Genomic DNA, 12,096 nt, shown 5'->3' on the forward strand with positions numbered 1-12,096 from the left:
CGTCATCCAGCGCGCCTCAGAGCAGCGCGTCAAACCGTAGATCTACCAGCTAGCAATCTACCGAGCTACGCAGCGAGGCTCGACCCGGTAGTTCTCTTGCATACTCGAAGTGATTGTAGGCTGGTACGTGGAGCTGATGCACCGCAACCTCGCCGACATAAGAGGCCGCCGAATTTCGGTTCGGCGGCCTCATTTTTGTCGCGGCGCGCCATGACCGGCACCACCTGGCTTTCGCGCAGCTTGCTGCAATCAGACTGTGGCTTCGCGTAAGCGCGTCCGCGCGCCCTAATTGGCCAGCACGTGTCGGTCGATCTCCGCGATGGTATTGATCCCGCACAGCCCCATGGTGGTGTTGAGCTCATTCCGGATGATGTCGATCGCTTTCGCAACGCCCGCTTGTCCGGCGGCGCCGAGGCCATAGGCGTAGGCGCGGCCGATCATGCAGGATTTCGCGCCGAGCGCGAGCGCGCGCATCACGTCCTGGCCGGAGCGGATGCCGCCGTCGAACATGATCTCGATCCTGTCGCCGACGGCGTCCACGATGCCGGGGAGCACGTGGATGGAGGACGGCGCGCCGTCGAGCTGACGGCCGCCATGGTTCGACACCACCAACGCCTGCGCGCCGGTGTCTGCTGCGAGCTTGGCGTCCTCGACGTCGTGAATGCCCTTCAGGATCAGTTTGCCCGGCCAGATCGTGCGGATCCAGTCGATGTCCTTCCAATTCAGGCTGGTGTCGAACTGCGCCGCGGTCCAGGCCGAGAGCTTGGTGAGATCCTCGGTGTTCTTCACGTGACCGGCGATGTTGCCGAAGGTGCGGCGCTTGCCCTGCAGGACGCCGGACACCCAGGCCGGCTTGGTCGCGAAATCGAACAGTTTCGACAGCGACCATTCCGGCGGCACGCTCATGCCGTTCTTGATGTCCTGATGGCGCTGGCCGATCACCTGCAGGTCGACGGTCAGGCACAGCGCGCTGCATTTGGCCGCGATCGCGCGTTCGATCAGCGCCTTGATGAAGCCGCGGTCCTTCATGACATAGAGCTGAAACCAGAAGGGCTTCTGCACGCTGCCTGCGATGTCCTCGATCGAGCAGATCGACATCGTGCTCTGCGTGAACGGGATGCCGGCGGCCTGCGCGGCGCGGCAGGCATGGATCTCGCCGTCGCCATGCTGCATGCCCAACAGCCCGACGGGGGCAAGGATGATCGGCAGCGTGGATGGCTCGCCCAGGATCGTGGTCGACAGGTCGCGCTTGGAGACGTCGACCAGGATGCGCTGCCGGAACTTGAGCTTCTGCAGGTCCTCGCGATTGGCGCGCAGGGTCTCCTCGGCATAGGAGCCGCGATCGGCATAGTCGAAGAAGGCCTTGGGCACGCGGCGCTTGTGCAACTCGCGCAGATCCTCGATGCAGGTGATGTGCTTCATCGCTATTTGCCTCCCGGTCCCCGTCTTGCTTTTGGCCCGCGGGGTGTCATCTAGCATCTTTGCGGCAGCTGCCAAATCGAACTTGGAACTGGTGTGGGGGCCGAGGCGTCAACACAAGCGGAGAGAAGGCCAGCCATGAGCACGAAGCCGAAAGACCGTGATGCCAAGGAAAAGGCGCGGCTCGAGGAAGAGCTGGAGGAGGGACTGGAAGAAACCTTCCCGGCTTCGGACCCCGTGAGCGCGGCGCAGCCGGCGCCGTCTCGCGACAAAGGCGGTAGAGGGCGACGCCAATAAAGCGCTACTTCCTTCGATAAACATCAGTGTTAACAATGGTTTGACCGCAATGCGGAAATTTTGCGGTAATGATTCATCATATTTTTTGAAGCCATCTTAGCAGTAACGCGATTATAACCCCGCGGCTGGCCGGTGATTGGAACGGATCGACTGATTCGCGACCCCGGTACGGGAATCCAGGGGGCTGTTGCTGGGGGTTTTATGAGCCGTAACTATTTCGGGACGGATGGGATACGTGGCCGCGCCAACGGCCTGATCACGCCGGAACTCGCGCTCAAGGTTGGCCAGGCCGCGGGTCTTCTGTTTCAGCGGGGCGACCATCGCCATCGCGTCGTGATCGGCAAGGATACCCGCCTGTCCGGCTACATGATCGAATACGCCATGGTGGCGGGCTTCACCTCGGTCGGTATGGACGTGCTTCTGGTCGGTCCGATGCCGACGCCGGCGGTGGCGATGCTCACCAAGTCGATGCGCGCCGATCTCGGCGTCATGATCTCGGCCTCGCACAATCTGTTCGAGGACAACGGAATCAAGCTGTTCGGGCCGCAGGGCTTCAAGCTCTCCGATGAGGTCGAAAAGCAGATCGAGCAGCTGCTCGACGAGTCGCTCGACAAGAAGCTGGCGCAGAGCGCGAGCCTTGGGCGCGCCCGCCGTATCGATGGCGTGCATGACCGCTACATCGAATTCGCCAAGCGCACGCTGCCGCGCGACATCTCGCTCGATGGCCTGCGCGTCGTCGTCGATTGCGCCAACGGCGCCGCCTACAAGGTGGTGCCGGAAGCGTTGTGGGAATTGGGCGCCGACGTCATCGCGATCGGTGTCGAGCCCGACGGCTTCAACATCAACAAGGAATGCGGCTCGACCTCGCCGGAGGCGCTGTGCCGCAAGGTGCGGGAGATGCGCGCCGATATCGGTATCGCGCTCGACGGCGATGCCGATCGCGTCATCCTGGTCGATGAGCGCGGCCACCTCGTCGACGGCGATCAGCTGCTTGCGGTGATCGCGCAGAGCTGGAAGGAAGACGGCCGGCTGGCGCGGCCCGGCATCGTCGCCACCGTGATGTCCAATCTCGGCCTGGAGCGCTTCCTGCAGGGGCAGGGGCTGGAGCTGGTGCGCACGCCGGTCGGCGACCGATACGTGCTCGAGCGCATGCTGGCCGGCGGCTACAATCTCGGCGGCGAACAGTCCGGCCATATCATCCTGTCGGACTACGCGACCACCGGTGACGGCTTCGTCGCGGCCCTGCAGGTGCTGGCCACGGTGCAGAAGCTGCGCAGGCCGGTCTCCGAAGTCTGCCATCGCTTCGATCCGCTGCCACAGATCCTCAAGAACGTGCGCTATCGCAGCGGCAAGCCGCTCGACGACGCCGAGGTGAAAGCTGCGATCGACAGCGGCCAGAAGCGGCTCAACGGCCACGGCCGGCTGCTGGTGCGCTCCTCCGGCACCGAGCCCGTGATCCGGGTCATGGGCGAGGGTGACGACCGCATCCTAGTCGAAGAGGTCGTCGACAACATTGTCGATGCGCTCGGCCACGCCGCCGCAGCGGCGTAAGCTGTTAGTTCGTTTCTGCTTCGCGACGTCTCGGGCCGGTCGTCATTGAGTTGACGGCCGGCTCAACTGTCTTCGAACATTGTTAGTTCGTGCTGAAATCCGGTTCGCGTGTACTCATCAGAACGCGCAGGCGCAAGTTCGCCGCTTGGTTCGTCAATACATTGTTAGGAAATGTTGCTGAGGGCGTGAGCCGCGCCCGTTCATGATCTGGCACGGTAAGCAGATATCAACCTTAATTATTAGGGTTAAGCGCCGCTTAAGCAATTGCTGCCATCGTAAGGCCGTCAGTTTTGATGTGGGGCCCGGATTTCGGCCGCCTCACCGGCCAAAGGGACGTAGGCAATGCGTAGCGTTAAGTCTTTGATCGCCGCAGGAGCGGCCTCACTGTTTTCCACACTGGCCTTTGCAGCCGACATGCCGATTGCGCCTCCGCCGGTTTACGCGCCGCCGCCGGCCGACTTCGGCGGTTGGTACCTGCGCGGCGAAATCGGCTTCAGCAATCAGCGGACAAGTAACGTTCATTACACCCGGGAGTCGGCCTATACGCCGATGACGTCGTTCAGCCAGACCACGGCCTTCGACACCGCCGGCATCTTCGGCGTCGGCGTCGGCTACCGCTTCAACAACTGGTTCCGTGCCGACGTCACCGGGCAGTACCGCGGCAATTCGAACTTCAAGGGGACGGACCGTTTCACCGCGACTGCATTCGGTACGCCTTATTCCGGCATCGACAATTACAGCGCCAGCAAATCCGAATGGTTGGTTCTGGCCAACGCCTATGTCGATCTCGGCACCTGGTGGTGCATCACTCCCTTCATCGGCGCCGGCGTTGGCGGCGCGCGCGTGACCATCTCGAACTTCACCGATACCGGCATCAACAGCTTCACGGGCGTTCCGAGCTTCGCCAGCGCACCGAGCGCCTCGAAGTGGAATTTCGCCTGGGCGGCCCATGCGGGTGTCGCCTATCAGGTCAGTCCCAACCTCGTGCTCGAGCTTGCCTACAGCTACGTCGACATGGGGGAAGGGCGGACCGGAATCCTGACGGCCTACGACGGAACGACGACGGGCAACTATTACAAGTTCAAGGACATTACCTCGCACGACCTGAAGCTCGGCGTGCGCTGGAATTTCGACAATCCGCCGCCGCCTCCGATGATGCCCATCGTCCGCAAGGGCTGAGCAGGGCCCCAACTCATGACCTCCTCGCGGCGCGGGTCCTCCCGCGCCGTTTGCGTTTGCCCGCTCGATCGTGACGGCTCCGGGGCTGAAAGATTTGCAGCCCGGCAGCTTTGGACACGAATGATTAAGGTTAACGCGCGATGATCGGACTCAGAGTTCAGGTGTCTGATTTGGAGCGTTGCAATGCGTAGCCTTGTGTTGGCGGGTGTGATGTGCGGCCTGGTTTCCGCTGCTGCCCATGCCGCCGATCTGCCTGACCTGCCCATTCTGCGGGGCAGCGTCACCGACGGCCTCACCACCTCCACGACCAATTGGGAAGGCTTCTATGTCGGTGCTCAGGGCGGCTACGGCTCGTCGGACGAGAGTTTCAGCGGCAGCAATCAGACGATGACGGCCGCTCTGCTCGCCAACACTGCCATAGAAAGCGCCTATGGCGTGTCGCAGTGGCCACTCCCCTTCGGAAAGACGACGGCGCAAACCAGTGCCTATGGAGCCTTCGCAGGATATAACTCTCAGTGGGATGACGTCGTCCTCGGCGTTGAAATGAGCTATATGCACGGCTCCTTCGGTGGTACCGCGTCCGCGAGCATGTCGCGTTCATTTAGCTCTCCCGTGAACGGCTTCTATCATGCCGTCACGTCGACCGCGACGTCGTCCATATCGATCTCCGACATGGCCACTATTCGCGGTCGGGCCGGCTACGCTATGGGCAGCTTCCTGCCCTACGCATTCTTCGGGCTGGCACTGGGAAAAGCCGATACCACCCGGACCGTGTCCGTCGACGACAATTATGCCACGACCTACGCCGTTGCGGTCTCGCCCTGCAACAGCGCAACGCCGCCGTTCTGCGCGTCACTGAGCGCAGCCGAAGGCCAGCATAATCGCCTCATCTACGGCTATTCCGCCGGTCTTGGTGTCGATGTCAATCTGGTCGCCGGACTGTTTGCCCGCTTTGAATATGAATACGTCCGCTTCACCACCAGCGTCGATACCAATATCAACACGGTGCGCGCCGGTCTCGGCTATAAGTTCTGAAACTTTCTCGGGCCTGCTGATCGCTTCCGGCGGTTGACACCATCGTGCTCACCTGCTGCTCTGTGATTTATCACGGGGCGGCGACATGAAAATCTACGGCGATCGCATATCGGGCAATTGTCTCAAGGTGAAATGGGTGTGCGATCAGCTCGCGCTGCCCTATGATTGGGTCGATGTCGACGTGGTGAAGGGCGAGACCCGCACCGCCGATTTCCTCGCGCTCAATCCCTGGGGACAAGTGCCCACCGTCGTGTTCGACGACGGCCGCACGCTCGCGCAATCCAACGCCATCATCCGCTACCTGGCGCGCGACAGCCGCTTCATTCCCGCGAATGCCTTTGCAGCCGCGCAAATGGATTCCTGGCTGTTCTGGGAGCAGTACAGCCACGAGCCCTATATCGCGGTGGCGCGATTCCAGGTGGCCTATCTCGGCAAATCTGTCGACGCGCTCGATCCCAATCTCGTCACGCGCGGCTATCGCGCGCTCGATCACATGGAGCGTCAACTCGAAGCCGCGCGCTTCCTGGTCGGCGAGGCGCTCTCGCTCGCCGATGTCGCGCTGCTGGCGTACACGCGGATGGCGCATCAGGGCGGCTTCGATCTTGCCCGCTATAGCGCGATCCGGCGCTGGATCGGCGATGCGGAAGCTGCGCTCGGCCTCGCCCCGGTCAGTTGATATCATCAGGACGGTTCATGCCAGAGACACCCGCCATCACGATCCGCAATGCGTGCCGCGACGACGTCGCCGCCATCGTCGCGATGCTGGCCGACGACCATCTCGGCCGCGCGCGCGAACGGATCGAGGATCCGCTGCCGGCCGTGTATTTTGCCGCGTTCGAAGCGATCGTTCGTGATCCCAATCTCACGCTTGTCGTTGCGGAGGAGGCGGGCCGGGTGGTCGGTTGCCTGCAGCTCTGCATCTTGCCCGGCCTGAGCTCGCAAGGCGCCTCACGCGCATTGGTCGAGGATGTCCGCGTCGCGTCCGACCAGCGCAGCCGTGGCATTGGCGAACAGCTGTTGCAATGGGCGGTCGGACAGGCCCGCGAACGGCGGTGCAAGCTGATCGAGCTGCTCACCCATCACAGCCGCGTCGATGCCCAGCGCTTTTATGAGCGGCTCGGCTTTGAGCGCAGCCATGTCGGCATGACGATCCGGTTTTGAGGCCGGGCTAGACCGGCAGCCGATACGCCGTCTTGGCATTCTCGCCGAATGCCTTGTCACGAAAGTGCGGACCGAGCTTTGCCAGACATCGCTCCAGTGCGCGCTTGATGGCGCCATAGTCGCCCGCGAGCAGGCAGACCGGCCAGTCCGAGCCGAACATCAGCCTGTCCTCGCCGAAGCAGCGCGCGGCATGCGCGACGGAGGGATACAGCCGGTCGGCGTCCCAATCGTCCCACACGGCTTCGGTCGCCAGACCCGAAACCTTGCACCAGACATTGCCGCAGGCGGCAAGCTCGGCGAGCCGGTCCGCCCAGGACTGATCGAAGCCGGTTGCGATCGGCGGCTTGGCGCAATGGTCGAGCACGAAGCGGCCATGCGGGAAGGCGCGCGCGGTCGCGATCGCCGCCGGCAGCTCGCGGGTGCGGACCAGAAAGTCATAAGTCACGTCGCGCGCAACGACGGTCGCAAGCCCGCGCTGTACGTCGCCGCGCGAGAGCCAATCAGGATCAATCTCGTCATGCACCTGGTGGCGGATGCCGATCAGCTTGGCCCCGCCGGGCAGGGTGCGCAGCCGGTCAATTGTCTCGCCGACGCCGGGGTCGGTCAGATCGACCCAGCCGACCACGCCGGCGACGAAAGGCGTCGCGTCGGCGATGTTTAAAAATTCCTCAGTCTCCGCGAGCGCGGAGCGGGTCTGCACGAGAATGCTGGCATCGATTCCGTTCTTGCTCAGCAGCGGCGCCAGATCGGCGGGACCGAAGGCGCGGCGGATCGGCGCCAACGCCTCGCCCTGCATCCACGGATAGTCGGCGCTTGCAGGATCCCAGAAGTGCTGGTGGGCATCGATGATCATGGAAGATCTCCCGGCAGCGGCGCCTGCGGGTCAACCAGGTTGCGTGCGCGCAACTCCCGCCAGAAGGCCGATGGCACCAGCTTCCCCGCCATCGCTATGTTTTCGGCCGCCTCGTCAGCCGTGCGCGCGCCTTGCAACGCCACCGTGACCGCCGGATGCGCAAGACAGAATTGGATAGCCGCAGCCTTCAGCGCGGTGCCGTGTTGCTTGCACAGGTCATCGAGCTCACGTGCGCGTGCAACGAGGGCGGCATCGGCGTCTTCGTAGTTGAACTTTGCCGCGCCGTAGGCGTCGGCCAGGATGCCGCTGTTGTAGATGCCGCCGAGAATGATGCCGATGTTCTGGGCCCGGCAGATCGGGAACAGCTCAGCCAATGCGCCCTGGTCGAGCAAGGTATAGCGGCCGGCCAGCAGGAAGCAGTCGACCGGCACCCGCTCGGCAAAGCGCGCCAGCATCTCCGACTGGTTCATGCCGGCGCCGATCGCCTTGACCGAACCATCCTCACGCAGCCGCTGCAGCGCGCGGAACGCGCCGTCGACAGCATCGGCAAAATGCTCGTCGGGATCGTGCACCAGCAGGATATCGATGCGATCGAGACCAAGCCGCGCGAGGCTCTCGTCGACCGAGCGCATCACGCCGTCATAGCTGAAATCGAATTGCGGCCGCAGGTCCGGCACGCCCTTGTAGTGGTCGTCTTCCACCGAAGCGGAACCGGCCGCTCGCAGCAGCCGGCCGACTTTGGTCGAGACCACATAGCTGTCCCGCGGCTGCGTGCGCAGGAAGCGCCCGAGCCGCTGTTCGGCGAGGCCGAAGCCGTAGAGCGGCGCCGTGTCGAAATAGCGGACGCCGAGCGACCATGCGCGCGCGATCGTCGCTTCTGCATCATCATCGCTGACCGCTGTGAACAGCCCGCCCAATGGGGCGGTGCCAAGACCGAGTTGGGTGAGTTCGAGACCGCTCCTCCCGAGACGGACGCGTTCCATTGCTGTATCCTTTTTGTTGGCGCGTGCCCGCGCATGTGGCTGCCCCGCCGCATTGTGCATGATCGTCATTGACGAGACAATGAAGTCGGTTTGTGCGGCACGGCACAGGGATGAGGGGAGGAGGTGCGATGTCGGCGATCAACCCGCTCACGGCGCTCGGCGTCGTGCTTGCGACCGCGGCGACGGATGCGGTCTATGTGATGTTCACCTCGGCCGTGGTGGCGCGGCGGCGTGTCTCCGCGGCCACCTGGAGCTCGATCTGGTACATGCTCTCCTCCTTCGCGGTGATCAGCTACACCGAGAACTGGGTCTATGTCGGCTTCGCCGCGATCGGTTCGTGGATCGGCGCTTATGCGTCGATGACATTTCTGCATCGTCCGCCGGCGGGACAGGCGCCGCTCGGCGCGGCGCCGGAGTAGCGAACGCCGCAAGCGGCCACATCCGCGTGAGCGATCTCGCGCCGCGCGCGAACTTCCTTGACGCTGCAGCGCGTTTCCTTTAGTCACGACGGCGGGACACCTCCCCCCAACGGGAGGCTTACTATCTGGAAGGGTAGATCATGACTGCAGCGAAGCCCGCTCAGCGGCCGGTCGTGCCGCATTTTTCTTCCGGCCCCTGCGCCAAGCGCCCCGGCTGGACCCCCGAAAATCTCAAGGATGCGGCGCTCGGCCGTTCCCATCGCGCCAAGATCGGTAAGGCCAAGCTGAAGCAGGCCATCGAGTTGACCCGCGAGGTGCTCGAAGTGCCGGCCGACTACAAGATCGGCATCGTGCCGGCCTCCGACACCGGCGCAGTCGAAATGGCGCTATGGTCGCTGCTCGGCGCGCGAGCTGTCACCACCATCGCCTGGGAATCCTTCGGCGAAGGCTGGGTCAGCGACATCGTCAAGGAGCTGAAGCTCAAGGATGTCACCAAGCTGCACGCGGCTTACGGCGAGATTCCGGATCTCTCCAAGGTCGACCCTGCGACCGATATCATCTTCACCTGGAACGGCACCACCTCGGGCGTGCGCGTGCCGAATGCCGACTGGATCAGCGCTGACCGCGCCGGCCTGACGATCTGCGACGCCACCTCTGCGGCGTTCGCGCAGCCGCTCGACTGGCCGAAGCTCGACGTCGTCACCTTCTCCTGGCAGAAGGCGCTCGGCGGCGAGGCGGCGCATGGCATGCTGATCCTCAGCCCCCGCGCGGTGGAGCGGCTCGAGACCTACAAGCCCGCCTGGCCGCTGCCGAAGATCTTCCGCCTCACCAAGGGCGGCAAGCTCAATGCCGGCATCTTCGAGGGCGAGACTATCAACACGCCGTCGATGCTCTGCGTCGAGGACTATCTGGACGCGCTGAACTGGGGCAAGTCAGTCGGCGGCCTGAAGGCCCTGATCGCGCGCGCCGATGCCAACACCAAGGTGCTCGCCGACTGGAAGGCGCGGACGCCTTGGATCGATTTCCTCGCCAAGGACCCGGCAATCCGCTCCAACACCTCGGTGTGCCTGAAGGTGATCGACCCCGCCATCACCTCGCTGTCGGCCGATGCCCAGGCCGAGTTCGCGAAGAAGCTGGTGGCGCTGGTCGAGAAGGAGAACGCCGGTTTCGACTTCGCTCATTATCGCGACGCGCCGGCAGGCCTGCGCATCTGGTGCGGCGCCACGGTGGAGGCGAAGGATGTCGAGCTGCTGACGCAGTGGATCGACTGGGCCTTCACTGAGGCCAAGGCGGCGCTGCCGAAGGCGGCTTGATAGTTAGCTGACGGGCTTTCGCCGCGTGCAAATACGTAGGGTGGGCAAAGCGGAGCGTGCCCACCATCTTGATACCGCATTGTCTCACGGTGGGCACGGCGCGTAGCGCCTTTGCCCACCCTACGGTTTCGATAGCTTTCACCCCATTACGGCGCTGAGGCGCCGCCCTCCTGTCAACGGGAGGTGTGAAGGAACATCGTCATGTCCAAACCCAAGGTTCTCATTTCCGACGCACTCTCTCCGGCCGCCGTGCAGATCTTCAGGGATCGCGGCGTCGAGGTCGACTTCCAGCCCAATCTCGGCAAGGACAAGGACAAGCTCGCCGACATCATCGGCGACTATGACGGGCTTGCCATCCGCTCCGCCACCAAAGCCACTGCAAAGATCATCGAGCGCGCCAAGCGGCTGAAGGTGATCGGGCGCGCCGGCATCGGGGTCGACAATGTCGAGATCCCGGCTGCCACGGCCAAGGGCATCATCGTGATGAACACGCCGTTCGGCAATTCGATCACGACCGCCGAACATGCGATCACCATGATGCTGTCACTGGCGCGCGAGATTCCGCAGGCCGACGCCTCGACCCAGGCCGGCAAGTGGGAAAAGAACCGCTTCATGGGCGTCGAGATCACCGGCAAGACCTTAGGGGTGATTGGCTGCGGCAATATCGGCTCGATCGTCTGCAACCGCGCCCAGGGCCTGCACATGAAGGTGATCGGTTTCGATCCGTTCCTGACCGAGGAGCGGGCCGTTGATCTCGGCGTCGAGAAGGTCGACCTCGACGAGCTGTTGAAGCGCGCCGACTTCATCACCCTGCATACGCCGCTCACCGACAAGACCCGCAACATCATCGATGCCGCAGCCATCGCCAAGATGAAGCAGGGCGTGCGCATCATCAATTGCGCGCGCGGCGGCCTTGTCGACGAGGCGGCGCTGCTCGATGCGCTCAACACCAAGCATGTCGCGGGTGCGGCGCTGGACGTGTTCGCCGAGGAGCCGGCGACCAGCAATCCGCTGTTCGGCCATGCCAATGTGATCTGCACGCCGCATCTCGGCGCCTCGACGACGGAGGCGCAGGAGAACGTGGCGCTGCAGATCGCCGAGCAGATGTCGGACTATCTGCTCACCGGCGCGATCTCGAACGCGATCAATTTCCCCTCGATCACGGCCGAAGAGGCGCCGAAGCTGAAGCCGTTCATTGCGCTCGCCGAAAAGCTCGGCTCGTTCGCAGGCCAGCTCACCGAGAGCAGCATCCACAAGGTCCAGATCACCTATGAGGGCCACGTCGCCGAGATGAAGACCAAGGCGCTGACCTCGGCGGTGCTGGCCGGCCTGCTGCGGCCGATGCTCGGCGAAGTCAATGTCGTCTCGGCGCCTGTCGTCGCCAAGGAGCGCGGCATGGTGGTCGACGAGATCCTGCGCGCCGGTCTGAGCGACTACGAAAGCCTGATCACGGTCACCCTCACCACCGAGCATCAGCAGCGCGCGGTCTCCGGCACGGTCTATGCCGACGGCAAGCCGCGGCTGGTCGACATCAAGGGCATCCGCGTCGACGCCGAATTCGGCAAGTCGATGATCTATGTGACCAACGAGGACAAGCCCGGCTTCATCGGCCGCTTCGCAAGCCTCTTGGGCGACGCGAAGATCAACATCGCAACCTTCCATCTCGGCCGCGTGGCCGCTGGCGGCGACGCGATCGCGCTGGTCGAAGTCGACGGCGCGGTACCGAAGGAGTTGCTCGCGCAGATCCAGGCGTTGCCGCAGGTCAAGCAGGCCAAGGCGCTGGCATTCTGATCGAGTGCCGATTGGCGCCATAGGTACACTCGATCGCCGCCTCTTACCTCTCCCGGCTTGCGGGGGCGCGAGGAGCTTCGCTCGCGCTGAAAGGT

12 protein-coding genes are annotated in these 12,096 nt (G+C 63.7%); 9 read left to right on the forward strand and 3 right to left on the reverse strand.

The window, feature by feature from the left end; all coding sequences use genetic code 11:
* Positions 1-285: 285 nt before the first annotated feature.
* Positions 286-1,422 (reverse strand): alpha-hydroxy acid oxidase, encoded by a 1,137-nt coding sequence (locus ACQR1W_RS14790; protein WP_434851450.1) that lies wholly within the window; start codon positions 1,420-1,422, stop codon positions 286-288.
* A gap of 135 nt (positions 1,423-1,557) precedes the next feature.
* Here ACQR1W_RS14790 and ACQR1W_RS14795 point away from each other — a divergent pair, with 135 nt between their 5' ends.
* From ACQR1W_RS14795 to ACQR1W_RS14820, 6 genes are all read left to right on the forward strand, one after another.
* The gene (locus ACQR1W_RS14795; protein ID WP_008968944.1) at positions 1,558-1,716 is read left to right on the forward strand and encodes a hypothetical protein; all 159 of its coding nucleotides are present in this window, start codon (positions 1,558-1,560) and stop codon (positions 1,714-1,716) included.
* Positions 1,717-1,917: 201 nt separating this feature from the next.
* Positions 1,918-3,267: a phosphoglucosamine mutase gene (gene glmM / locus ACQR1W_RS14800; RefSeq protein ID WP_434851451.1), complete on the forward strand. Its 1,350-nt coding sequence runs from the start codon at positions 1,918-1,920 to the stop codon at positions 3,265-3,267.
* Positions 3,268-3,609: 342 nt separating this feature from the next.
* A complete protein-coding gene (locus tag ACQR1W_RS14805) occupies positions 3,610-4,446 on the forward strand; it encodes an outer membrane protein (protein ID WP_434851452.1) in 837 nt (278 codons plus the stop codon).
* A 183-nt stretch (positions 4,447-4,629) separates the two neighbouring features.
* A complete protein-coding gene (locus tag ACQR1W_RS14810; RefSeq protein ID WP_434851453.1) occupies positions 4,630-5,481 on the forward strand; it encodes an outer membrane protein in 852 nt (283 codons plus the stop codon).
* Positions 5,482-5,566: 85 nt separating this feature from the next.
* Positions 5,567-6,157: a glutathione S-transferase family protein gene (locus ACQR1W_RS14815; RefSeq protein WP_434851454.1), complete on the forward strand. Its 591-nt coding sequence runs from the start codon at positions 5,567-5,569 to the stop codon at positions 6,155-6,157.
* A gap of 17 nt (positions 6,158-6,174) precedes the next feature.
* Positions 6,175-6,642 carry a GNAT family N-acetyltransferase gene (locus ACQR1W_RS14820; RefSeq protein WP_434851455.1) on the forward strand — a complete coding sequence of 156 codons (468 nt, stop codon included), beginning with the start codon at positions 6,175-6,177 and terminating at the stop codon, positions 6,640-6,642.
* Between the two features lie 7 nt (positions 6,643-6,649).
* Here the strand turns inward: ACQR1W_RS14820 and ACQR1W_RS14825 are convergent, their stop codons facing one another.
* Positions 6,650-7,495 carry an amidohydrolase family protein gene (locus ACQR1W_RS14825; protein WP_434851456.1) on the reverse strand — a complete coding sequence of 282 codons (846 nt, stop codon included), beginning with the start codon at positions 7,493-7,495 and terminating at the stop codon, positions 6,650-6,652.
* Positions 7,492-8,478, reverse strand: a complete 987-nt coding sequence (locus ACQR1W_RS14830; RefSeq protein WP_434851457.1) for an aldo/keto reductase — start codon at positions 8,476-8,478, stop codon at positions 7,492-7,494. The genes ACQR1W_RS14825 and ACQR1W_RS14830 overlap by 4 nt, the downstream gene beginning before the upstream one ends.
* A gap of 128 nt (positions 8,479-8,606) precedes the next feature.
* On the opposite strand from ACQR1W_RS14830, the gene ACQR1W_RS14835 reads away from it, so the two are divergent.
* From ACQR1W_RS14835 to serA, 3 genes are all read left to right on the forward strand, one after another.
* Positions 8,607-8,897, forward strand: coding sequence for a hypothetical protein (locus ACQR1W_RS14835; RefSeq protein WP_008968952.1), 291 nt, complete (start codon positions 8,607-8,609; stop codon positions 8,895-8,897).
* Positions 8,898-9,037: 140 nt separating this feature from the next.
* Positions 9,038-10,210, forward strand: a complete 1,173-nt coding sequence (locus ACQR1W_RS14840; RefSeq protein WP_434851458.1) for a phosphoserine transaminase — start codon at positions 9,038-9,040, stop codon at positions 10,208-10,210.
* Positions 10,211-10,411: 201 nt separating this feature from the next.
* Positions 10,412-12,001 carry a phosphoglycerate dehydrogenase gene (gene serA, locus ACQR1W_RS14845; protein ID WP_434851459.1) on the forward strand — a complete coding sequence of 530 codons (1,590 nt, stop codon included), beginning with the start codon at positions 10,412-10,414 and terminating at the stop codon, positions 11,999-12,001.
* The last annotated feature ends 95 nt before the right edge of the window (positions 12,002-12,096 follow it).

Origin of the sequence: Bradyrhizobium sp. HKCCYLS1011 (genome assembly GCF_051167795.1) — a bacterium.
Taxonomy (GTDB): Bacteria; Pseudomonadota; Alphaproteobacteria; order Rhizobiales; family Xanthobacteraceae; genus Bradyrhizobium.